Source organism: Streptomyces sp. NPDC040432 (assembly GCF_055595445.1).
In genome coordinates, this window is the sequence record NZ_JBVIVP010000024.1 from 92,492 (window position 1) to 115,272 (window position 22,781).

The 22,781-nt window shown below is 74.0% G+C and carries 18 protein-coding genes and 2 pseudogenes; 9 read left to right on the forward strand and 11 right to left on the reverse strand.

Features of this window, described 5'->3' with window-relative positions:
• Positions 1-4: 4 nt before the first annotated feature.
• Positions 5-1,756: a malto-oligosyltrehalose trehalohydrolase gene (gene treZ / locus ACZ58N_RS32575; protein WP_471167285.1), complete on the reverse strand. Its 1,752-nt coding sequence runs from the start codon at positions 1,754-1,756 to the stop codon at positions 5-7.
• A gap of 110 nt (positions 1,757-1,866) precedes the next feature.
• Between treZ and ACZ58N_RS32580 the strand changes: the two genes are divergently transcribed.
• A complete protein-coding gene (locus tag ACZ58N_RS32580; RefSeq protein WP_471167288.1) occupies positions 1,867-2,430 on the forward strand; it encodes a DUF1707 and FHA domain-containing protein in 564 nt (187 codons plus the stop codon).
• 76 nt (positions 2,431-2,506) lie between these two features.
• Positions 2,507-2,914 (forward strand): GNAT family N-acetyltransferase, encoded by a 408-nt coding sequence (locus ACZ58N_RS32585; RefSeq protein ID WP_471167290.1) that lies wholly within the window; start codon positions 2,507-2,509, stop codon positions 2,912-2,914.
• A 202-nt stretch (positions 2,915-3,116) separates the two neighbouring features.
• On the opposite strand, the gene ACZ58N_RS32590 is transcribed toward ACZ58N_RS32585, so the two are convergent.
• A complete protein-coding gene (locus ACZ58N_RS32590) occupies positions 3,117-4,397 on the reverse strand; it encodes a M14 family zinc carboxypeptidase (RefSeq protein WP_471167293.1) in 1,281 nt (426 codons plus the stop codon).
• A gap of 123 nt (positions 4,398-4,520) precedes the next feature.
• Positions 4,521-6,839, reverse strand: a complete 2,319-nt coding sequence (treY, locus tag ACZ58N_RS32595) for a malto-oligosyltrehalose synthase (RefSeq protein ID WP_471167295.1) — start codon at positions 6,837-6,839, stop codon at positions 4,521-4,523.
• An 82-nt stretch (positions 6,840-6,921) separates the two neighbouring features.
• On the opposite strand from treY, the gene ACZ58N_RS32600 reads away from it, so the two are divergent.
• On the forward strand, positions 6,922-8,208 hold the full coding sequence (locus tag ACZ58N_RS32600; RefSeq protein WP_471167298.1) for an MFS transporter: 1,287 nt from the start codon (positions 6,922-6,924) through the stop codon (positions 8,206-8,208).
• On the opposite strand, the gene glgX is transcribed toward ACZ58N_RS32600, so the two are convergent.
• The gene (glgX, locus tag ACZ58N_RS32605; RefSeq protein WP_471167301.1) at positions 8,193-10,307 is read right to left on the reverse strand and encodes a glycogen debranching protein GlgX; all 2,115 of its coding nucleotides are present in this window, start codon (positions 10,305-10,307) and stop codon (positions 8,193-8,195) included. The two genes, ACZ58N_RS32600 and glgX, sit on opposite strands and share 16 nt — an antisense overlap.
• Positions 10,308-10,613: 306 nt before the next feature.
• On the opposite strand from glgX, the gene ACZ58N_RS32610 reads away from it, so the two are divergent.
• Together ACZ58N_RS32610 and ACZ58N_RS32615 are read left to right on the forward strand one after the other, a co-directional pair.
• Complete coding sequence (locus tag ACZ58N_RS32610) at positions 10,614-11,873, forward strand: SAV2148 family HEPN domain-containing protein (RefSeq protein WP_471167304.1); 1,260 nt, start codon at positions 10,614-10,616, stop codon at positions 11,871-11,873.
• A gap of 372 nt (positions 11,874-12,245) precedes the next feature.
• Positions 12,246-12,959, forward strand: coding sequence for an exonuclease domain-containing protein (locus ACZ58N_RS32615; RefSeq protein ID WP_471167336.1), 714 nt, complete (start codon positions 12,246-12,248; stop codon positions 12,957-12,959).
• A gap of 53 nt (positions 12,960-13,012) precedes the next feature.
• On the opposite strand, the gene ACZ58N_RS32620 is transcribed toward ACZ58N_RS32615, so the two are convergent.
• Positions 13,013-13,867: a phosphotransferase enzyme family protein gene (locus ACZ58N_RS32620; RefSeq protein ID WP_471167307.1), complete on the reverse strand. Its 855-nt coding sequence runs from the start codon at positions 13,865-13,867 to the stop codon at positions 13,013-13,015.
• Positions 13,868-14,113: 246 nt separating this feature from the next.
• Between ACZ58N_RS32620 and ACZ58N_RS32625 the strand changes: the two genes are divergently transcribed.
• On the forward strand, positions 14,114-15,004 hold the full coding sequence (locus ACZ58N_RS32625) for a helix-turn-helix domain-containing protein (RefSeq protein WP_471167309.1): 891 nt from the start codon (positions 14,114-14,116) through the stop codon (positions 15,002-15,004).
• Between the two features lie 117 nt (positions 15,005-15,121).
• Here ACZ58N_RS32625 and ACZ58N_RS32630 read toward each other — a convergent pair whose 3' ends face one another.
• Together ACZ58N_RS32630 and ACZ58N_RS32635 are read right to left on the reverse strand one after the other, a co-directional pair.
• Positions 15,122-16,393 (reverse strand): MAB_1171c family putative transporter, encoded by a 1,272-nt coding sequence (locus tag ACZ58N_RS32630; protein ID WP_471167311.1) that lies wholly within the window; start codon positions 16,391-16,393, stop codon positions 15,122-15,124.
• Positions 16,386-16,883 carry a hypothetical protein gene (locus ACZ58N_RS32635; protein ID WP_471167314.1) on the reverse strand — a complete coding sequence of 166 codons (498 nt, stop codon included), beginning with the start codon at positions 16,881-16,883 and terminating at the stop codon, positions 16,386-16,388. The genes ACZ58N_RS32630 and ACZ58N_RS32635 overlap by 8 nt, the downstream gene beginning before the upstream one ends.
• Before the next feature lie 263 nt (positions 16,884-17,146).
• On the opposite strand from ACZ58N_RS32635, the pseudogene mgt reads away from it, so the two are divergent.
• Positions 17,147-18,384: pseudogene (mgt, locus tag ACZ58N_RS32640) on the forward strand (macrolide-inactivating glycosyltransferase).
• Between the two features lie 69 nt (positions 18,385-18,453).
• Positions 18,454-19,029 (forward strand): DUF1697 domain-containing protein, encoded by a 576-nt coding sequence (locus tag ACZ58N_RS32645; protein ID WP_471167317.1) that lies wholly within the window; start codon positions 18,454-18,456, stop codon positions 19,027-19,029.
• A gap of 28 nt (positions 19,030-19,057) precedes the next feature.
• On the opposite strand, the gene ACZ58N_RS32650 is transcribed toward ACZ58N_RS32645, so the two are convergent.
• Entirely contained in the window at positions 19,058-19,906 is an 849-nt protein-coding gene (locus tag ACZ58N_RS32650) for an aldo/keto reductase (protein ID WP_471167319.1), read from the reverse strand.
• Between the two features lie 44 nt (positions 19,907-19,950).
• Between ACZ58N_RS32650 and ACZ58N_RS32655 the strand changes: the two genes are divergently transcribed.
• The gene (locus tag ACZ58N_RS32655; protein WP_471167322.1) at positions 19,951-20,952 is read left to right on the forward strand and encodes a ketopantoate reductase family protein; all 1,002 of its coding nucleotides are present in this window, start codon (positions 19,951-19,953) and stop codon (positions 20,950-20,952) included.
• Positions 20,953-21,013: 61 nt separating this feature from the next.
• Here the strand turns inward: ACZ58N_RS32655 and ACZ58N_RS32660 are convergent, their stop codons facing one another.
• From ACZ58N_RS32660 to ACZ58N_RS32670, 3 genes and pseudogenes are all read right to left on the reverse strand, one after another.
• Positions 21,014-21,784, reverse strand: a complete 771-nt coding sequence (locus ACZ58N_RS32660) for a sirohydrochlorin chelatase (protein ID WP_471167325.1) — start codon at positions 21,782-21,784, stop codon at positions 21,014-21,016.
• A gap of 5 nt (positions 21,785-21,789) precedes the next feature.
• Positions 21,790-22,692, reverse strand: a complete 903-nt coding sequence (locus ACZ58N_RS32665) for an ABC transporter permease (protein ID WP_471167327.1) — start codon at positions 22,690-22,692, stop codon at positions 21,790-21,792.
• A pseudogene (locus ACZ58N_RS32670) lies at positions 22,679-22,781 on the reverse strand (ABC transporter ATP-binding protein); the annotation flags it as partial. The pseudogene ACZ58N_RS32670 and the gene ACZ58N_RS32665, both read right to left, overlap by 14 nt.

A 22,781-nucleotide genomic window follows, 5' to 3' on the forward strand; every position in this document is an offset into this window, starting at 1 on the left:
CCCCTCAGGGAGCCAGGACCACCGCCGACTCGCCCGGTACGTGGATCCGCCCGTCCGGCCCCGGATGCTCGGCCGGCTCCCAGGAGGCCAGGACCCGTACGCCGTTGCGGCCCAGCGCGATCGTCACCGGCTCCGGGGCGAGGTTCACCGCGACGCGGACCTCGCCCCTTCGGAACGTCAGCCAACGGCGCTCCTCGTCGTGCGCGACGCGGACCGCCGCGAGGTCGGGGTCGCGCAGGTCCGGCTGGGTGCGGCGCAGCGAGACCAGTGTCCGGTACCAGGCCAGCAGCCGGGCGTGCGCGGCCCGTTCGGGTTCCGCCCAGTCCAGGCAGGACCGGTCCCGGGTCGCCGGGTCCTGCGGGTCGGGGATCTCCTCCGCCTTCCAACCGTGTGCGGCGAACTCCCGTCGCCGACCGGCCCGTACCGCCTCCGCGAGCTCCGGATCGGGGTGGTCGGTGAAGTACTGCCAGGGCGTGCCGGCCCCCCACTCCTCGCCCATGAACAGCATGGGGACGAAGGGCCCGGTCAGCGCCACCGTCGCCGCGCACGCCAGCAGGCCGGGGGAGAGCGAGCCGGAGAGCCGGTCGCCGAGCGCCCGGTTGCCGATCTGGTCGTGGGTCTGGGTGTACCCGACGAACCGGTGTGCGGGGGTGCGCCTGCGGTCCACCGGGTGGCCGTGGGTCCGGCCCCGGAAGGAGGACCAGGTCCCGTCGTGGAAGAAGGCCCGGGTCAGGGTCTTGGCGAGGGCGCCGAGCGGGGCCTGCGCGAAATCGGCGTAGTAGCCCTGCGATTCGCCGGTCAGCGCGCAGTGCAGGGCGTGGTGGAAGTCGTCGTTCCACTGCGCGTGCAGGCCCAGTCCGCCCTGGGCGCGGGAGGCCGTGGTGCGCGGGTCGCACCGGTCGGACTCGGCGATCAGGAACAGCGGCCGGGCGGTCTCCACCGCCAGTTCGTCGACTGCCGCGCCGAGTTCCTCCAGGAACGTCAGGGCCCGCCCGTCGACGAGGGCGTGCACCGCGTCCAGTCGGAGCCCGTCGATCCGGTAGTCCCGCAGCCAGGCCAGCGCGCTGCCCAGGAGGTAGGCCCGCACCTCGTCGGAACCCGGCGCGTCAAGGTTCACCGCCGAGCCCCACGGCGTGTGGTGGGTGTCGGTGAAGTACGGCCCGAAGGCGGGGAGGTGGTTCCCGGACGGACCCAGGTGGTTGTGGACCACGTCCAGGACCACGCCCAGTCCCGCCGCGTGCGCGGCCTCCACGAACCGGGCCAGCCCGGCCGGGCCGCCGTACGGCTCGTGCACGGACCAGGGCGCCACCCCGTCGTACCCCCAGCCGTGCCGGCCGGGGAAGGAGCACACCGGCATCAGCTCGACGTGCGTCACGCCCAGCGCGGTGAGGTGCCCCAGCCGGGCCGCGGCCGCGTCGAAGGTGCCCTCGGCGGTGAAGGTCCCGACGTGCAGCTCGTACAGGACCGCGTCCTGGAGCCGGGTGCGCGGCGCCGGACCCCGCGGGGTGAGCGGCCCGAAGTCTACGACCGCGGACAGGCCGTCGGGCCCGTCCGGCAGGCGCCGCCCGCGCGGGTCGGGGCGGACCACCGGGTCGTCCCCCAGCAGGAAGCCGTACCGGTCGCCGTCGGCGGCCGGGGCGTCCAGGGTCCACCAGCCGGCGCGGCCGGGATCCCGATCCGGTGTCATCTCGTAGGCGGTGTCGTTCAGTCGCATGGCGACCCGACCTGTCAGCGGTGCCCATACCTCGAACTGCACGGACGGTCCCCTCGTCTCCGGCGGTGTCCAGCATGCGTATCGTGCCCATCATTCCGGGCCTTCCGGAGGACTTCTGGACACTCCGCACCCGACGGGCCGACAATCACCCTGTGACATCGAGTTTCGAGTTCCCCGCCTTTCCCGCGCCGCGGCTCTCCGACGCCGAGCGCGACCGGGTGCTTGGCCAGCTCAGAGAGGGTGCGGCGCTCGGCCGGCTCTCGCACGACACCTTCCTGCGCCGGATGGAACTCGCTCTCACCGCCCGCCGGGCCGAGGACCTCGCGGTGCTCACCGCCGACCTCCAGGCCAGGGAGGGGGGCGAAGCCCCCTGGAGCCGGCGACTGTTCGGTTGGGTGGGCCGTGCGTCCGCCGTTTCCGTCGGGGTGCGCCGCGCCTGGCAGGTGGAGCGGCTGCCGCGGCTGCTGTTGCCGCACCCGGGCGCCGGGCCGCTGCGGATCGGCCGCGACCCGGGCAACGGCCTGCGGCTCAGCCACGAGACCGTCTCGCGGGCGCACGCCGAACTGAGCATGCGCGACGGCGTCTGGGTGATCAAGGACCTCGGCTCCACCAACGGCACCACCGTCAACGGCCGTCGGGTGTCCGGCTCGGCGGTGGTCCGGGACGGCGACCAGATCGGCTTCGGCCGGATGGACTTCCGGCTGTCCGCGACCTGACGCCGGCTCGGGGCGGGCCAGACGGCGCTGTGTACCCGGCGGCGCGGTGGGCCGCCGCGGGGCGCAGGATGACGTCATGGAAGAACCCACGCCCGCGGTGCGCCCGGCGCGCCCCGAGGACCTGCCGCGTCTCGTCGAACTGATCCACGAGCACATCGCCTACGAGCGCTCCGCCCCGCGCCCGCCCGGTCTGGCCGCCCGGCTGGGCCCGCAGCTCTTCGCCGAGGACCCCCGGCAATGGGTGCTGCCGGCCGAGACGCCCGGGGGCTCCGTGGTCGGATACGCCGCCTGCGCCGCCGAGTTCTCCTTCTGGGACGCCCGGCACCACCTCCACATGGACTGCCTCTACCTGGCCGACGGGGCCCGCGGCCACGGGCTCGGCCGGGCCCTCATGGACGGGGTGACCGCTCTCGCCCGGGAGCTGGGCCTGGACCACGTCGAGTGGCAGACGCCCGACTGGAACGAGGGCGCGATCCGCTTCTAGGACCGCCTCGGCGCGCAGGGCCTGCCCAAACGCCGCTACAGCCGGCCGGTCTAAGGGCTGTCCCTTCCGGGTCCCGTCGGGCGGCGCGGGTCCGACAGGATCCGGAGGGGACGGCCCGGCGACGGCCGCGGGCCGCCCCCCCCACCGGGTCGGAGCGGGGGCGGCGGGTGCCGGACGGGTCGGTCGGCCCTCGCCCGCTCGCCTACACCCGCTCGGCGCACGAGGCGTGCGTGAGCCGCTCGTACGTGGCCAGGACCGTCCGGCACTGGTGTTCCACCTGGGTGGCCACCGGGACCCGGCGGGCCTGGAAGCGGGCCGAGAACTCCTCGCACCAGCCGGTCACGAGCCGGTCGAGGGCCGGGGCGGCCGGGTGGCCCTGGACGCGCAGGACCCGCAGGAGCATCGCGGCGGCGCGCAGCGAGAGCCGCCGTCCGAAGGCGTCGATGCTGCCGATGGCCGCCGCGGTGGCGTCGACGGGAGCGCCGGGCCCGGTCCATTCGGCGGTGATCCGGGGGATCAGGGCGAGCGTCCAGTCGACGGCGCGCAGCAGGGCGGCGGACGCGGGGTCGGAGCCCCCGACCGTGTCCCGTGGTCCGGCCACGCGTGCGGCGTCCTCGGTGAGCCGGGCCGCGAGCACGCGCAGGGCGTGCCGGGGGTCCGGGTGCGGGGCCGGATCGTCCACCAGGTCGGACGCCCACATGGGGACCTCGACGATGGCGGTGGTCCCGTGGTGGCGGTGGACCCGGTACCAGGTGCTGAGCCGGGTGTCCTCGGGGTGGAAGGCGCCGCCGGGCCCGGCCCCCGGCTCCGGCATCACGAAGATCCCCGGCCCGGGGGAGGGCCAGCCGGCGGCGTCGGAGGCCCCGGTCTCGACGGGGATGCGGAGTTCGGCCGCCGACCTTCCGAACGGCCCGGCGAGCCCCGGTATGTCCCGGGTGAGCTGTACCCAGGACCCGCCGAGGTCCGTGCCGTGCAGGGAGACCTGGAGAACGGGCCGCAGCTCGTCGATGAGGGCGGTCAGCGCCAGCGTCTCGGGCGGCAGCCGGTCCGGGGCGAGCAAGGACGGTGCCCACTCGGGTTGTTCGGGTCCCGGCGGACGGAAGAAGTTCCGGTGGTAGTCGAGCAGGGAGTACGGGCGGGGCGTGCGGTGCAGCTCCGCCCCGTCCGGGTCGGCGCAGAGCAGGAAGTGCCAGCCCGCCCCGGCGCCGAGGGCGGGGTCCCGGACGATCCGACGGGCGAGGGACAGGGCCGTCGCCCCGCCGACGGGTTCGTTGGCGTGGGCCCCGGCGACGACCAGGACGTCGCGGGCGCTGTTGCCGGGGTCGACGGAGAGCAGCCGGAGGGGCGCCCCCGCCCGGGAGGTGCCGACCCGGCGGATCCGGACCCGGGCGGGGTGTTCGTCCGCCAGCGCGCGTGCGGCCAGGGCGAGTTCGTGTGGTGTCGGGTAGCGCATTTCACGGAGGAGGGTCACAGGGGATGCCATGCCCGCCGCGCGCACCCCCTACTGCTCCCCGCACCCCGCACTTCTCCGAATCCCCTCCGAAAATCCCTGGCCAACGCCTTGCGCGCCCCCGCCCCGACCCGCCCCGCCGCGTCGGGAACCGCCCTACGCCCCTCCTGCCCGCCCGGCGTCCGCGCCCGTCCCCGCGTCCGTGCGGATCAGCGCCAGTGCCGGGCGCCCGGCCAGCAGCCCGGCCAGGTCCACGGCCCCCTCGTACGAGGTGTCCGCGGCGCCGGCGCCGCAGCCCGGCACCACCGTCCAGCGGCCCGGCGGCAGGGCCAGGGTGGTGCTCCGCCAGCCGCCGGCGCCGGCCAGCCGGTGCGAGAGGCGGGTGGCCACGGCGACGAGCCCGCCCGTACGGGCGAAGGCGACGCAGTGCTCCGCCGCCGGCCCCCGGGCCTCCAGCGGGGCGTACCCGGTGAACAGGGCGGGCCGGTCGCGGCGCAGCCGCAACAGGGCCGCGGTCAGCGCCAGCTTCTCCTGCGACACGCCGTCCGGGTCCGCGCCCGCGTCCAGGGCGGCCAGCTCCCGGTGGGCGAAGTACGCCGGGCGCCGGTTGTCCGGGTCGACCAGGGCCCGGTACTCGCTCTCCGCACCCTGGTACACCTCGGGCACCCCGGGCATCGTCAGGTGCAGCAGGGTCATGCCGAGCAGACCGGCCCGGGCCGCGTCCGCCAGCTCGACGGGGAGCCCGTCCCCGCCCTTCGGGACCGCTGCCGCCACACCCGCCTCGTACGCCTCGTCGGGATCGGTCCACGAGGTGCGCAGCCCCGCCTCCCGGGCCGCCTTCAGCAGGGCGGCGGCCAGCCGCTCCGCCCGCTCGGGGGCCTCGCCGAGCCCCAGCGAGCTCTGCCGGGCGACCCACGCGAGCTGGGGGTCCTCCGCCCGCGGCCCCGGTTCGGCCATCAGCTCCGGCGCCTGGGACAGCACCGCGATCCGGGCCCGGACGTCCGCGCTGCGCTTCGTGTCGTGCGTGGACAGTACGGTCCCCGAGGCGGGCCAGTCCCGTTCCAGGGCGGCGCAGTACGCGTGGAACTCCCCGAGGGGCACGGCGGGCGCGCCCGGTTCCCCGCCGACCTCGGTGGCCGACAGCAGCGGGGCCCAGCGGTAGAAGGCCCGGTCCTCCAGGGACTTGGCGCGCAGGGCCGCCGAGGTCTGGGCGAACCGGGCCGCGAAGGCCGGATCCCCCCGCAGCAGGTCCCGTACGCCGTCCACCGCGGGCCGCCCGGCCCACCGGGCGGCCTCCTCCAGGGTCTGCGGGTCGGGCCCCGGTCCGTCGGGGTAGGTGCGGTAGACGGGGTGGGCGATCAGCAGCTCCCGTACGGCCGGGGCCGCCCCGGGGCCGGCCCGGTGCTCCAGGAGGGCCAGTTCGGCGGCCAGGTCCACGGTCAGGACCTCCCGCGCCGCGGTCGCGGCGGTCTCCTCCCAGGAGGGCAGCCCGGTGGTGCGCTCGAACGCGCGGGCCAGCTCGGCCGCGCCGGCCGGATCGGTGAACAGCCCGTCGATCCGGTGCAGCGCGTCGTACCCGGTGGTGCCCGCCACCGGCCAGGCCGACGGGAGTCGTTCGTCGCGGGCGAGGATCTTCTCCACCACGACCCAGCAGCCGTCGCCGGCGGCGGCCCGCAGCCTGCGCAGGTACTGCCCGGGGTCGGCCAGTCCGTCCACGTGGTCGATGCGCAGGCCCTGGATCACCCCGTCCCGCACCAGCTCCAGGACCTTCGCGTGGGTGGCGGCGAACACGGCCGGATCCTCGACCCGGACCCCGATCAGGTCCGAAATCGTGAAGAAACGACGGTAGTTGAGTCCGGTCCGGGCCTCGCGCCACCACGCCGGCCGGTACCACTGGGCGGCCAGCAGCTCGGGCAGCGGCAACCCGGCCGTGCCCGCCCGCAGCGGGAACTCCTGCTCCCCGAAGCGCAGTACGTCCCCACCGACCCGGATGTCGTAGGTGTCCGCGGGTTCGCCGAGCACCGGCAGCAGGAGTTGCCCGCCGCCCGCCGCCCAGTCGATGTCGAACCAGCGGGCGTACGGGGAGTGCGGCCCCTCCCGCAGCACTTCCCACAGCGCCCGGTTCAGCCTCAGCGGCGACGGCACCGCCATGTGGTTGGGCACGATGTCCAGGACCAGGCCGAGTCCGTGGGCGCGGGCCGTCGCGGCCAGGGCGCGCAGGCCCGGCTCGCCGCCGAGCTCGGCCCGGACCCGGGCGTGGTCGGTGACGTCGTACCCGTGCGAGGAGCCGGGGGCCGCCTCCAGGACGGGGGAGAGGTGCAGGTGCGACACGCCGAGCGCGGCGAGGTGCGGTACTACCGCCCCGGCCGCCTCGAACGGGAACTCCGGGCACAGCTGGAGGCGGTAGGTCGACGCCGGAGTGACAGGTTTCGGAACATCAGATTCCGTTCGGGTGCTGTGCTGCGGCAGGCTCATGAGAACGTACGTACCCAGCCTGCCGGATTCCGTGCCATTACCCAATGCATCCGGGTGACTGCGGCGGGTTAGCGTTGATCAAGTGGTTGGAACCGTCAACACCTATCGAAACGTCATCGCCCTGACCGGGCCCCTACTCCCCCTCGTCTCCTTCTTCGCCCGACTGCCCGTCGCGATGTCCCAGTTCGGGAGCGTCCTGCTGGTCGCCCAGACCAGCGGCTCCCTCGCCACCGCCGGCATCGTCGGAGGCACCCTCTCCGCCGGCCAGGTGGTCTTCGGTCCCGTCCTCGGCCGGCTCGCCGACCGCCACGGGCAGCGGCCCGTCGTCCTGACCGCGGCGGCCGTCAACGCCGTCGCCACCGCCGCCCTCGTCGCCGGAGCCCTCGGCGGCCTCGCGACCGTCCCGCTCGCCGCGATCGGCGCGGTCACGGGCGCGTCCGTACCGCTGATCGGACCGCTCGCCCGGACCCGCTCCGTCGCCCTCGCCCACCGGGCCGAGTCCGACGAGGGCGTCATCGGCGCCGTCCACTCCCTCGAAGGCACCCTCGACGAGGTCTCCTTCGTTCTCGGCCCGGCCCTCGTGGGACTCGCCGCGCTCGTCGCGCACCCGGCCGTCGCCCTCGCCGGCGCGGCCGGACTCGTCGTCGTCTTCGGCACCGCCTACGCCCTGCACCCGACCGCCGCCGCCACGCCGGGGTCCCCCGCGCGACCGAAGGCGGAGGCGGGCGGCCGGAACCGCCATCCCCGCGTCGTCCACGCCGTCCGCGGCTCCCTCGCCCTCCAAGGCGCCATGTTCGGCGCCTGCCAGGCCGGAATCGCCTCGCTGACCGCCGAGTTGGGCGTCCCCGGCCAGGCCGGGCTCGTGTACGCCGCCATGGGCGTCGTCAGCGCCTTCGTCGGTCTCGCCCTGGGCGCGCTGCCCGCCCGCTTCGGGTTGCGGCTGCGCTGGCGGGCGGCCACCGCCGCGGCGCTGGTCCTGTCGGTGCCGCTGCTGTTCACCGACTCGCTGTGGCCGCTCTACGCGGTCGTCACCGTGCTCGGCGCGGCCTACGCCCCCCACCTGATCACCGCGTTCGCGCTCACCGAGCGGGTCGTCGAACCCGCCCGGCTCGCCGAGGCGATGGCCTACGCCGCGAGCTCCCTCGTCGCCGGACAGGCCGTCGCCCTCGCCGTCTCCGGTCGGCTCGCCGAGTGGTACGGGCCGTCGGGGGCGTTCGCCGTGGCGGTCGGGGCGGCCGCCCTCTGTCTGACCCTGGCGCTCGTCACCCGCGTCCCGTCCGCCCGTACTCCCGCCAAGCCGTTCATCCCGGCCCAGCGGAGCGCCTCCCCGGCCGTCGGGGAGGACAGCACCTCCTACGCCGGACGCTGAAGCACCACCAGGCAGCGCCCCGTCAGCGCCACCCGGTCCCCGGCCGCGTACTGCGGCCCGGTACCGGGTGGCAGCACGTCCGCCCGCGCCGTGTTCACCACCAGGTGCCAGCGCGCCCCGTGCCCGGCCGGGATCGTGAAGTCCTGGTGCTCCGCGCCGGCGTTGAACATCAACAGGAACGAGTCGTCGGTGATCCGCTCCCCGCGGGTGCCCGGCTCCGAGATCGCCTCCCCGTTGAGGAACACGGTCAGCGCCCGCGCGCTCTGCGCCTGCCAGTCCCTGGCCCGCATCTCCTCGCCGTGCGGGGTGAACCAGGCGATGTCGGACAGCTCGTCGTGGGTGCCCTCGACCGGCCGGCCGTGGAAGAACCGGCGCCGCCGGAACACCGGGTGGTCGCGGCGCAGCCAGACCATCCGCCGGGTGAACTCCAGCAACGCGGGCGGCTCCTTGCCCGGCTCCGGCCAGGCCACCCACGCCACCTCGTTGTCCTGGCAGTAGGCGTTGTTGTTGCCGCCCTGCGTCCGCCCGAACTCGTCCCCGTGACTGAGCATCGGCACCCCCTGCGACAGCATCAGGGTGGCGGTGAAGTTGCGCATCTGGCGCTCGCGCAGGTCCCGGACCTCAAGGTCCTCCGTCGGCCCCTCGACGCCGCAGTTCCACGACCGGTTGTGCGTCTCGCCGTCCCGATTGCCCTCCCGGTTGGCCTCGTTGTGCTTCTCGTCGTAGGACACGAGGTCGTGCAGGGTGAAACCGTCGTGGCAGGTGGTGAAGTTGATCGAGGCCAAGGGCCGCCGACCGTCGTCCTGGTAGAGGTCCGAGGAGCCCGTCAGCCGGCCCGCGAACTCCGCGAGCGTCCGCGGCTGCCCCCGCCACAAGTCCCGTACGGTGTCTCGGTACTTGCCGTTCCATTCGGTCCACAGCGGGGGGAAGTTGCCCACCTGGTAGCCGCCCTCGCCCAGGTCCCACGGCTCGGCGATCAGCTTGACCTGGCTCACCACCGGGTCCTGCTGCACCAGGTCGAAGAACGAGGACAGTCGGTCCACCTCGTGGAACTGCCGGGCCAGCGTGGCCGCCAGGTCGAACCGGAAGCCGTCCACGTGCATCTCGGTCACCCAGTACCGCAGCGAGTCCATGATCAGCTGGAGTACGTGCGGGGACCTCATCAGCAGTGAGTTCCCGGTGCCGGTGGTGTCCGTGTAGTGCCGGGCGTCGTCGCCCAGCCGGTAGTAGGAGGCGTTGTCCAGGCCGCGGAAGGACAACGTCGGACCGAGGTGGTTCCCCTCCGCCGTGTGGTTGTAGACCACGTCCAGGATCACCTCGATCCCGGCCTCGTGCAGCGCCCGCACCGCCGACTTGAACTCCAGCACCTGCTGCCCGCGGTCACCCGAGGCGTAGCCGTTGTGCGGCGCGAAGAACCCGATGGTGTTGTAGCCCCAGTAGTTGCTCAGGCCGTCGTTCGCCAGCCGGTGGTCGTTGACGAACTGGTGCACCGGCATCAGCTCCAACGCCGTGACGCCCAGCTTCGTCAGGTGCCCGATGACCGCCGGGTGCGCCAGGGCCCCGTAGGTGCCCCGCAACTCCTCCGGGAGGTCCGGGTGCCGCATGGTGAGGCCTTTGACGTGCGCCTCGTACAGCACCGTGTGGTGGTACTCGTGGCGCGGCGGCCGGTCGTTGGCCCAGTCGAAGTACGGGTTCACCACGACCGAACTCATCGTGTGCGGGGCGGAGTCCAGGTCGTTGCGGGAGTCGGGACGACCGAAGTGGTAGCCGTACACCTCCTCGCCCCAGTCGACCTTCCCGCTGATGGCGCGCGCGTACGGGTCCAGCAGCAGCTTCGCCGCGTTGCAGCGCTGTCCCCGTTCGGGCTCGTACGGGCCGTGGACCCGGAAGCCGTAGCGCTGGCCCGGCATGATCCCGGGCAGGTAGGCGTGGCGGACGAAGGCGTCCGTCTCGCGCAGCTCGATGGCGGTCTCCGAGCCGTCGTCGGCCAGCAGGCACAGCTCGATGCGGCGCGCTGCCTCGGAGTAGACCGCGAAGTTGGTCCCGGCGCCGTCGTACGTGGCGCCGAGCGGATACGCCTGTCCCGGCCAGACTTGCATGGATAACGACTCTTTCCTCGGGGTCGGAGGATGTCCCGGCTGATCCGGCGTGGACCACGTCACTGCCAGATCTTCCCCGAAAGAGGGTCTCCACGCGTGGACTTGGGATGCTCCTACCGGGTGACCCGGAGAACCGATAGGCCGGTCAACGGACAGTCCGCGCATCACATAATGAGTCAACGGGCTGCCGGGGCAAGGAGCATGGGCTCACCCGACGGCCGCTTCGGGCTGCATCGGACCGCGCGCGCGGAGTACCCTTCCGTGATCACTGGAGACGGGCGTCCAGACGCAGAAGGCGGTGCACGGGTGAGCTCGGGAGGTCTGGAGCTGCCCCCTGGTGACGGTGGTCACGAGGGTGGCCCGGCGGATGCCCCAGGAGGGGCCCCCGCGGGGGTGGCGGCCGGGACGGTGTCGGTGGCCCCGCCGGAGGCCGGGAGCGTACGGGCCGGCGCCGAGCTGGACTGGGGCGCGGACGCGTGGAGCGAGGTCCGCATCCGTGCCCAGCGCGCGGGACGCGCCTACATCTGGCTGAACCTGATCGAGCAGCGCCTGCGGTCGGTGGTCGGCGCTGTCCTGCGGCCCGTCTACGAACCCGTGCACGGCGGCGACGACTGGGTGGTCGCGGCCGCCGGCCCCGCGGGGCAGGAGTGGGTGCAGCGGGCCGTCGCGGTGCGCGAGGTCAGCCGCCGCAAGGGCTACCTCCTCGACCCGGCCGACGACAACGTACTCAGCTTCCTGACGTTGCCGCAGCTGCGGGAGCTGATGGTCCAGCACTGGCCCTGCTTCGAGCCCTACTTCGACGACCGGCGGGAGATCGAGCTGGCCCTCGACGAGCTGGAGGTCACCCGGAACGTGGTGTCCCGCAACCGGGCGCTGTCGCGCCCCGTGCTGGAGCAGGCCGAACGCGCCTCCGCGCGCCTGCTGGAAGTCCTCGGCGCGGGCGCGGGCAGCCCGGCGGCGGACCGATTGCCGATCGACGCGGTCGAGGACCTCGTCGGTGACCGGTACGCGGACGTCATCTCGGTCCACCCCGACCGGGTCAGGCTCCAGCGGCAGCTCCCGGCCGAGGACCTCTTCGGCGGGGCACGGCGGCTGGACGCCATCGGCATAGGCCTGAACCTGCTGGTGCAGAACTTCTCCGGTCGAAGACTCGTCCGGCTCACCGAGGCGGGCTGCCGGGTCCGACTGCTGTTCCTGAACCCGGCGAGCAGCGCCGTCAAACGCCGCGAGCGGGAGCTGGGACTGCGCAAGGGCGAGCTGAGCCGCTCGGTCGAGATGAACATCCTGCACGTGCGCCGGGTCCGGGCGGGCCTGCGGGACCCCTCGCGCTTCGACATCCACGTCTTCGACGAGACCCCGCGCTTCACCGCCTACCTGGTGGAGGGCGAGACCTCGGGCATCGCCGTCGTCCAGTCGTACCTGCGCAGGGCCCGCGGCATGGAGGCCCCGGTGCTGGTGCTGCGCGGTGGCGGCCGCGGCGTACCGAAGGACGCCGAACACGGACTCTTCACGACCTACCGCGAGGAGTTCGAGTCGGTGTGGGAGGACTCCCGCCCGGTCTCGTGACGAGGGGCCGGCGTCACGGTCGCCGGCGCCCGCGGCCACGGCGGCGCGCCCGGTCGGGGGCGGGCACGGCCACGCCGTCCGGGCTCGACGCGCCGGCGGACCCGGAGCGCGTTCCGGCGGCGCCCGACGCGGTGGTCGAACCCCGGCGGCGGCGGTGTCAGTGGGCCGTGTCAGGCTGAAACCCGTTGACCGGACAAACGGGGGAGGGCACGTCATGGTGGCGTGGCACGGGGGAGCACGGGTCGGATTCGACCCGGGGACGACCGGTGGGGAGCCGGGGGAATCCTGGATCGTGACGGCATCGGTGATCGAGGGGCGGGACGGCGCGGCGCGCTGCCGGTCGACGCTCCACGCCGGAACGAGGGCCGCGTGATGGGCTGGATCGGTGGGCCGTTGCTGGCCTTCGACCTGGAGACCACCGGCACCGACGTCGAGACCGACCGCATCGTGACGGCGGCGGTCGTGCGTCTGGACGCGTCCGGCGCCGTCTCGGCCGAGCGGACGTGGTTGCTGAACCCCGGGGTGGCCATACCCGAGCAGGCATCGGCGATCCACGGCATCTCGACGGCACATGCCCGCGAGCACGGGGCACCGGCGGCTTCGGCCGTCGAGGAGATCGCGCGGGCCGTGGCCGAGGGGCTGCTCTCGGGGACGCCCCTCGTGGTGATGAACGCACGCTACGACCTGTCCCTGCTGGACCGCGAGTGTCGGCGGCACGAGGTCGCGTCGATCAGCGAGCGGTTGGGCGGTGGGCCTTCGCCCGTCATCGACCCGTTGGTGATCGACAAGCACATCGACAAGTACCGGAAGGGCAAGCGGGCCCTCCACGCGTTGTGCGCCCACTACGGGGTGTCGCTCGACGACGCGCACGACGCGAGGGCCGACGCCGTGGCCGCCGCCCGCGTGGTGCGACGCATAGGCGAGAAGCACGAGCCCGTGGGCCTGATGCCGTTGGCGGACCTGCACGAGCTCCAGATACGCGCGGCGGCCGAACAGTCGGTGTCGTTGCAGGCCTATCTGCGGCGCGCCGTGGATCCGGCGGCGGTCGTCGAGCCGGCCTGGCCGCTCATCCCCCGGAGAGGCTGACCGCACCGGTCAGCACTCCCCGATACCGGGGGCGGCAGGCCCGGCGACGGTCCCTAGAACGGGTGCCAGCGGGTTTCCGTGTCGCCTTCGCGCAGCGAGGCGACGCGGCGGCGGAACTCGGCCAGCGCCTTCGGATTGGCCGGCGCGTGCTGGGACACCCAGGCACAGCTGGCCGTCTCGCGGGCGCCGCGCAGTACCCGCCAGCCGTCCCACTCCCGTACGTCCCATCCGTACGCGGAAACGAACGCCTCGTAGGAATCGGCGGGCAGCCCGTACCGGTCGCGGGCCAGGGCCATCACCACCAGGTCGTGCTCCCGCAGGTCGGCCGAGACGGTCTCCAGGTCGACCAGGACCGGTCCGTCGGGGCCCACGTGGACGTTCCGGGTCAGGGCGTCACCGTGGATCGGGCCGGGCGTCAAGTGGGGTGTGAGGAGGGCGACTTCGCCGGCGTAGGCGTCGCGGCGGGCCCGCAGGTACGCGGCGTCCTGCGGGTCCACGGAGTCGCCGGCCAGCCGCAGCCAGCGTTCCACGCCGCCCAGGAGCTCCCGAGGCGGCAGGGCGAACGGTGGCGCGGGCAGGGTGTGGACGAGCCGCAGCAGTCCGGCCAGGTCCTCCGGGCCGGCCGGTCGGACCGCGTCCGGGAGTCGGCGCCACAGGGTCACGGGGTGTCCGGAGACGATCCGGGGTTCCGCCTCGGCGGCGGTGACGGCCGGGATGCCGGCCTGCTCCAGCCAGTGGGCGACGGCCAGCTCGTGCGCGGCCCGCCCGACGATCGCCGGATCCGCGCGGCCCACCTTCACCACCAGGTCCCCGGCGGCGAAGACCGCGTTCTCGCCGAGCGCCACCAACTCGGCGCCGGCGCCCAGGCCGACTGCTTCCAGCACGTTCCTGGCCTGCGCCTCGTCCATCTCGTTCTCCGGGTCCGGACCGTCGTGAATCCGCCCAGTCTCGCATCCCGTGCGAAGTCCCCGGACCCGTGGACCGACGCGTCCCCCCACACGCCGGCCCACGGCAAGGCCCTGCGCCGCAACGCGGTGCCAGGCCCGGAGGAGCGACCCCCGTTCGCTGAAATGAAGTTATCTAAATTTGCAGAACCGATCAAGTGGTCCACTCGTTAGAGTTGCAGCACCTGCCGAGCCAGCCCAGGAGAGCCCATGCCGGTTCGTCACGTCGACGGAAACCTGCTCCGCAAAGTACGTCGCGCCGCCGACCTGACCCAGGGCGAGGTCGCGGACCGGCTCGGGGTCACCGTCCCGGCCGTCGCCGGATGGGAGAGCGGCAAGTCCCTGCCGGACGGCGAGAAGCTCCCGGCGCTGGCGCAGGCGCTCCGTGCCGACCTGGACGAACTGTTCCCCCGCTCGCTGCCCCCGGACCTGGCCGACCTCCGCTGCGACGCCGGGTACTCCCAGTACCGGACGGCGGCGATCACGGGGACGCGCAGCGCCGGCCCGGTGGCCAACGCGGAACGGGGCAGGCGGCGCCTTTCGGAGAAGTTCCTGCCGCTCCTCGCGCAGGCGTACGGCGTGAGCGTCGAGGCGCTGCTGGCCGCGGAGGAACGCTCCTTCAACCCCGCACCGCCGGACGCCGCGGTCGCCCCCGCAGCCGCGGTCGCCCCGGTGGGGGAGCCCGGGCCGGTTGCCGCGGCGGGGGAGTCGCGTCGACGTCCCCCCGGCACCCTGTCGGAGCGGATCGTCCACCTCCTGACGGAGACCTACACGGCGCCGCACCCCTCCGACGCCGCGATCGCGGCGCGCGGCAACGCCGAGGTCGGGTCCGCGGTGCTGAGCGAGGAGCTGGTCCGCCGGTTGCGGACGGGTGAGGTGGAGGCGGCCTCCGAGGAGGTGCTCGACGCGCTCGCCGCGGCGTTGGCGGTGCCGCCGCTCTTCTTCCGGAGCGACGACGCCGAGGTGCACCGGATCATCAGCGGCATGCGGTTGGTGCGCGGCGGCCTGGCGGGCATCGCCGCCCGCGGCGGGGGCGACGGTCTGCCCGCCGAGCTGCTGGACTTCATCGGCGGCGTCGTCGACGGCATGCGTCCCAGGTGACGCGCGCCGCGCCGACCGGTCGGCGCGGTGACGGGCCCGCCGTCGGTCGGTCGGCGCATTGCCGGTCGCGTCGTCGCCCGGTCCCCTCGTCGCCCGGTCACGTCGGAGGCCGCCCGCCTACGCGAGGGAATCCTCCAGCACCTCCTCGGCGACCGCGGGATCGGCCCGCGCGTACGCCTCGCCGACGCGCAGCAGCCACGGCACCTCGTCCGCGAAGAAGTCCTCCCCGGCGTCGGGGAACTCCGCCGGCACGCCGGGGTCGCGGACCGGGTCCCGCATGTTCAGCCGCGCGGACAGGATCCAGTACGCCTGCGCGACGGCCTCCGCGTCCCGGCCCTCGTGCCCCTCGCTCTCCGCGAGTTCGAGCGACACCTGGTACAGGTCGTCCGGGGCCCGGCGCCGCATGGCGTGGATGACGTCGCGGATCTCCGTGACGTACCGCCCCAACCGCACCTGGGGGGACGCGTCGTGCGCGATCAGGTCGCGCAGGGTGTTGACGCGGCCGGCGAGCGGCCGGCCGGGCAGCAGTCGGCTCGGTGCCCGGCGCACCAGGTCCGGGGCGGTCAGGGCCAGGTCCCGCCACAGCGGGTGGAGTTCCGCCAGCATCCGGTACGCCCGTACCCGGTTGACGGCCGCCTGGCCGGCCGGGGCGATGACCCCCAGGGTCCAGCACAGGAAGGACGTGTACAGCAGGACGTCGCTCGCGGTCTCCTGCAAGTCGGCGGCGGCCTCCGGGACCGGGTGGAAGGCGACCACGACGGCGTAGGCGGCCCGGACCGCCGCGTACAGCGCGCCCGCGGCCATGCCGAACGCCATGACCGTGAGTCCGGTCCGCAGCGTCCGGCGGGCGGCCCTGCGGGCGGCGCCAGCCCACTGGTGGCCGCACAGTGCGATCACGGCCCCGCTGTAGCCGTAGAAGAGCGGCATGTAGACGGCCAGGCCGGCCTCGCCGGCGTGCCGGGCCATGAACTGCGAGCCCTCCGGCACCGGACCGCGATCCAGGACCAGCAGGAAGACGGCGGCCATGACGGCGATGACCGCCGCGGCCCCGGTGACGGCGTGGCGTTGGACGGCCACCGTCACGCGGGCCCCCCGGGAGGCGGAGCCGTCGCCCGCGGCCCCGCGGTAGACGGCGGCGACGTACCGCAGGAGCACGCACATGCCCGCCACGACGAAGCAGTGCTTGAGCAGCGTGGACAGGTCGTCCACGCCCAGGCCGTCGACCAGGTGGCGGCCCAGGTCGGTGCGCAGCAACCAGGCGCAGCCGAGCACGGCGAACGCGCCCCACAGGGAGCGTTCGCTCGTCCTGCCGCGCAGGGCGGAAGGGATGCGCCAGAGCGCCTGCACGAGGAGGAGCAGCACGATCGCGTAGGTCAAGACGTCAGACAAGTCCACTCCTGGCCGGTCGGGAGAAGGGGCGGGAGAGGGTGTCGTCGAGGCCGCGCAGGGTGCCGTCCTCGATCCGGTCGGTGGCGAAGGCCTCCTCGTGGAGCAGGTCGGCGATCATCTCGGCGCGCCGTTCGACATGGGTGTCGTAGCGGTGGCGGGCCATGAACGGGCCCGCCCCGGTCAGGCGGGCCGTCAGTTCCGGTGGGAGTTCCGGCAGGAGGGCGGCCGCCCCGTCGGGTCGTGTCGTCGGGTCGTCGCACCACAGGTGGGCGAGCTCGTGGAAGACGACCCGCTGCCGGTGGTACCCGGAGATGCTCTCCGGGATGAGGATCAGGTCCAGGAGCAGCCGCTCGTGGTGGACCCACAGCCCGCATACGTCGCTCTGCCCGAGCAGGCTGTCCGGGGCGGTCACCAGCTCGATCCGGCGCCCGCGCTCCGCCTCGATGGCGGAGATCAGCGCGGCCGTGCTGAAGGGGTGGGGCAGTGGCATGGAGCGGACCGCGCGGCGGGCCTCCCTACGGACGGCCCGGTTGCGGACCGGGGCGGGCGAACCGTTCGCGGTCCGGTCCGATCGACGGAGGAACGTTCCTCGCGGCACCCCGCGGCACCTCCCCGCACTCTGCCCGGACGTCCCGGAAGCGACCCCGCCGCCATCGGGCGGAAGTTCGAAATCCTAGGCCAGTGTGCGCGATCGGGCGAAGGCGGGGACACCCGGGTGGACGCGGGTGCTCCGGGTCGACTGCCGGAACTGGGTTGCACGAGACGTCTCGTCTCGTTAGGCTCCTGCCATGACCTCAGCGAAGCCCGCACACATCGCCATGTTCTCCATCGCCGCCGCCGGCCACGTGAACCCGAGCATCGAAGTGATCCGGGAACTCGTCGCCCGGGGCCACCGCGTCAGCTACGCCATCCCCGCTCCGTACGCCGACAAGATCGCGGAGACCGGCGCCACCCCGGTGATCTGGAACTCCACCCTCCCCACCGAGGAGGAGCCCGAGGCCTGGGGCACCGAACTCATCGACAACATCGAGCCCTTCCTGAACGACGCCGTCCAGGCCCTGCCGCAGCTCGCCGCCGCCTTCGAGGGGGACGAGCCCGACCTCGTCCTGCACGACATCACCTCCTACCCGGCGATCGTCCTCGCCCGCCGGTGGGGCGTCCCCTGCGTGTCCCTCTCCCCGAACCTGGTCGCCTGGACCGGCTACGAGGAGGAGGTCGCCGAGCCGATGACCGCCGCACTGCGCGCCACCGAACGCGGCCGGGCCTACTACGCCCGCTTCCGCTCCTGGCTCGACGAGAACGGCATCGCGGACGACCCCGACCCCTTCGTCGGCCGCCCCCGCCGCAGCATCGTCCTCATCCCGCGCGCCCTCCAGCCGCACGCCGACCGCGTCGACACCACCGTGCACAGCTTCGTCGGGGCCTGTCAGGGCGACCGCAGCGCCACCCAGGGCACCTGGACCCGCCCGCCCGCCGCCGAGGGCAAGAAGGTCCTCCTGGTCTCGCTGGGCTCCACCTTCACCAAGCAGCCCGCGTTCTACCGGGCCTGCCTCGACGCGTTCGCCGAACTCCCCGACTGGCACGTCGTCCTGCAGATCGGCAGGTTCACCGACGAGGCCGAGATCGGCCCCGTCCCCGCCAACGCCGAGGTCCACCGCTGGGTACCCCAGCTCGACATCCTCCACCGGGCCGACGCGTTCATCACCCACGCCGGCGCCGGCGGCAGCCAGGAAGGCCTCGCCACCGGCACCCCGATGGTCGCCGTCCCCCAGGCCGTCGACCAGTTCGGCAACGCCGACATGCTCGCCTCCCTCGGCGTCGCCCGCCACCTCCCCATGGAGGAGGCGGACGCCACGACCCTGCGGGAGGCCGTCCTCGGCCTGCTCGCCGACCCCGAGGTCGCCGTCCGTGCCGAAGCCCTCCGCGCGGACACGGCCGCCGAGGGCGGCACCCACCGGGCCGCCGACCTCATCGAGGCGGAACTCCCGTAGCCGGGCCCCGGGCCGCCGCGCCGCGACGGGCGCACCCGAAGTGTCGTACCCGGCCCCTAAGGTGCCGCCATGACGAACAGGACGGGCACCCCGAACACCCCCCGGAAGTACGCGGCGCTGCTGCGCGGCATCAACGTGGGCGGCAGCAGGAAGGTCCCCATGGCGCAGCTGCGCCCGCTCATCGAGGCGCTCGGCCACGGTGACGTGCGGACCTACCTGCAGAGCGGCAACGCCGTCTTCAGCAGCACCCGGCAGGACCCCGACGCGCTCGCCCGCGAACTGGAGACCGCCATCGAGGCCCACTTCGGCTTCCGGGTGGCGTGCCTGGTCGTGGACGGGGACCACTTGAAAGCCGTAGCCGACGCCTGCCCCTTCCCCGCCGCCGAACTGGAGGGCAAGCAGCTCCACGCCACCTTCTTCTCCGAACAGCCCGCCGAGGAGCGCTTCCGGTCCGTGGACCCGGCCGCCCACCTCCCCGAGGAGTACCGGATCGGCGACCGCGTCGTCTACCTCTACGCCCCCGAAGGCCTGGGCCGCTCGAAACTGGCCGAGGCCCTCGCCCGGCCCGCTGTCGTCAAGGGCCTCGACGTGACCACCCGCAACTGGAACACGGTCGTCAAACTCGTCGAGCTGACCCGCCCCTGACGGCCGGCCCCGCCCCGACCGGCCGGCCCTACGGAGCCAGCGCGTCGAGGAGCGCCAGCTCCCGCGGCTCGAACCGGATCGCCCCGGCCGCCAGGTTCTCCGCCAGGTGGGCGGGCGAACCGGTGCCCGGGGTCGGGCACAGCACCGGCGAACGGTGCAGCAACCAGGCCAGCGCGACCTGCCCCGGGCCCGCACCGTGCGCGGCGGCCACCGCCGTCACCGCCGCCGCGCCCTCCCGGGTCAGGGCCCCGCTGCCCAGTGGGTAGTACGGCAGGAACGCGATCCCGTGCGCCTCGCACAGCGCCAACACCTCGGCCGACGACCGGTCCAGCAGGTTGTACGGGTTCTGCACCGAGGCGATCGGCGACAACTCCAGCGCCGACCGCACCTGTTCGGCGGACACCGTGTTCAGCCCGACGTGCCGGATCTTGCCCTCCGCCCGCAACCCCTCCAGAGCGCCCAGCTGTTCGGCCATCGGCACCGCCGGATCGAAACGGTGCAACTGATAGAGATCGATCCGCTCCACCCGCAGCCGCCGCAGACTCGCCTCGCACATCGCCCGCAACTGCTCGGGACGCCCCGCCACGTGCCACTGGTCCGGTCCGGTCCGCACCACCCCGCCCTTGGTCGCGATCACGAGGTGCTCCCCGTACGGGTACAGGGCCTCGGCGATCAGCTCCTCCGCCAGCGACGGGCCGTAGTTGTCGGCCGTGTCGATCAGGGTGACCCCGGCCTCCACCGCCGCCCGCAGCACCGCGTGCGCCTCGACCCGGCCGCCCCGCGGACCCCAGTAGCCGGCCCCGACCAGACCGCCCGTGCCGAAGCCCAGACGACCCACCGGCAGATCCCCACCCACGTCGAACACCGTGTCCACCATGGCCCGACGGTACCCCGACCCACCCGGTGTGCCAGGCTCGGGGCATGCGTTACATCATCATCGGCGCCGGGGCGATCGGCGCGACCATCGGCGGACGTCTCGCCGGAGCCGGCCTCGACACCGTCCTCGTCGCACGCGGCGCGCACGCCGAGGCGCTGCGCGCGGACGGGCTGCGCCTCACCACCGCCGACGGGACGCTGGTGCACCGGCTGCCCGTCGTCACCGCGCCCGGGGAACTCGGCGCCCTGCGCCCCGACGACGTGCTGCTGCTGACGGTCAAGACCCAGGACGCCATCGCCGCGCTGGACGCGTGGGGGGACGCGGAGGTCGACGGCGGCGGCACCGCGGCCCAGCGCCTGCCGTTGCTGTGCGCGCAGAACGGCGTCGAGAGCGAACGCCTCGCCCTGCGACGCTTCGCGCGCGTGTACGGCGTCTGCGTGTGGCTGCCCGCGACCTTCCTGGAGCCGGGCGTGGTCTCCGCGCTGTGCGCCCCCCTCACCGGGATCCTGCACCTCGGGAAGGCCACCGGCGGCGCCGACCGGCGGATCCGGGACATCGCCGCGGACCTGGCCTTGGCCGGATTCGGGGCGCCCGTCGTCGAGGACGTGATGCGCTGGAAGTACGCGAAGCTGCTCGGGAACCTGGGCAACGCCATCCAGGCGACCACCGGACCCGAACCGGACCCGGCGAAGGCGGCGCTGATGCTGCGCGCCGTCCGGGAGGCGAAGGCGGCGTTCGGGGCCGCGGGCATCGACCACGCCTCCGAGGCCGAGCAGGCGGACGCCCGGGACGGGAAGGTCGAACAGCCCGCCGGTGTGCGGGGAGGGTCGTCCTGGCAGAGCCTGGCCCGGCGGACGGGATCCGTCGAGGCCGACTACCTCAACGGGGAGATCTCGCTCCTGGGCCGCCTGCACGGAGTGCCGACCCCGGTCAACGACGTGCTGCGGCACGCGGCGAACATCTTCGCCCGGGAGTCCCTGCCGCCCGGCGCCATGTCCGTGGAGGACCTGACCGCCCTGGCCGACGAGGCCGCGGCCCGCGGCTGACCCCGCCGAAACCCGAATGCCCGGGCCGCGCGGCCCGGGCCTTCAGGTTTCGGCCGTCGGGTCAGGCCGTCAGCGCGTCGCGGACGGCCGGCGTGGTCCGGGAGGACACGGCCGCGTCGAAGCGGCGGAGCAGCAGGCGGGCGAGCTCCGGTGCCGCGCCCAGGACGTCGGCCACCACGTCGGCGCCGGACTCCGCCGCGCCCGCGGCGATGCGGTCCGGGAGCCGGCCGGGCGCGATGACGTAGGGGGCCACCGCGATCCGGCGGACCCCCTCGGCGCGCAGGGACCGTACGGCGTCCTCGGTGCGGGGGAGAACAGCGGAGGCGAACGCAGGTCGCACGGCGCACCAACCGGTGTGCCGCCACTCCCGCGCGATTTCAGCGATCACTGCGATCGCCTCCGGGTCGGAGGATCCGGCGGACGCGAGCACCACACCGGTGCGGGCGCGGTCCGCCGGGGTGAGGCCGAGACCGGCCTCGGCGAGGCGGCGTTCCAGGGCCGCGACGAGGAGCGGGGACGGACCGAGGACGTCCGCGACCCGGACCGACAGGCCCGGGAGCCGGTTCGTCGTCTCGGCCAGCACGGCCGGGATGTCGGCCTTCGCGTGGAAGGCCCGCGTCAGGAGGAGCGGCAGCGCCACGACCTCCCGTACGCCGGTCAGGTACAGCGAGGCCAGGGCCTGCGAGACGGTCGGGCCGTTGAAGTCCAGGAAGGAAGTTTCCACCCGCAGCCCGGGCCGCAGCTCCCGCGCCCGCCCGACGAGGGCGTGCACGGTCGCCGCGTGCCGCGGGTCGCGACTGCCGTGGGCGATGACCAGAAGTGCGCGGGACACGGGACTCAGCTCTTGACCAGCAGGCCGCGGGAGCGGAGCACCCACCGTTCGACCGGGCTGAAGATCAGCAGGTCGATGGCGATGCCGACCACGAGGATCAGGATGATCGCGAGGAACACGCCCGGCAGGTCGATGTTGTTGCGGCCGTTCTCCAGGAGCTGGCCGAGGCCGAGTCCGAGGTCGGGGGAGCTGGCGATGATCTCCGCGGCCATCAGGGAGCGCCAGGAGAAGGCCCAGCCCTGCTTCAGTCCGGCGAGGTAGCCGGGCAGTGCGGCGGGCATGACGATGTGCCGGGCCCCGCGCAGGCCGGTGGCGCCCAGGGTCCGACCGGCCCGCAGGAACAGCGGCGGGACCTGGTCGATGCCGGAGACGAGGCCGTTGGCGATGGACGGGACGGCGCCGAGCAGGATCACCGTGAACATCATGGCGTCGTTCAGGCCGAACCAGAGCACGGCCGGCGGCACCCAGGCCACCGACGGCAGGGACTGCAGGCCCTGGAGGATCGGTCCGATGGCGGCGCGGACGAACTTCACCCGGGCCACGAGCAGGCCGAGCGGCGTGCCGATGGCCAGGGCGAGCAGGAAGCCGAGCAGACCGCGCGACACGCTGGTCCAGATGACCTCCAGCAGGGTGCCCTTCACCCACATGTCGGACAGGCTGTCCCAGACCGCGGACAGGGCGGGGAGCTTGGTCTCGTCGGTGACCTTCGTCGCGACGAGGATCTGCCAGACCAGCAGCACGAGGCCGACGGCCAGCAGCGGGGGCAGGACCTTCTTGAGGAGGACCTCGCGGATCGGCGTGCGGCGGATCTGGACCGCGTCGAGGGCGTCGAGGCCCGCTTCCAGACCGGCCAGGTCGTCGCCCTTCCGCCGGGCGGAGGCCTCGGTGGTGGTGTCAGTGCTGGCCATGGCGGCGGATCTCCCCACGCAGGTGTTCGGTGATTTCCAGGGACAGTTCGGCGACGTCGGCGTCCTCGATGCGGCGCGGCTGCGGGATG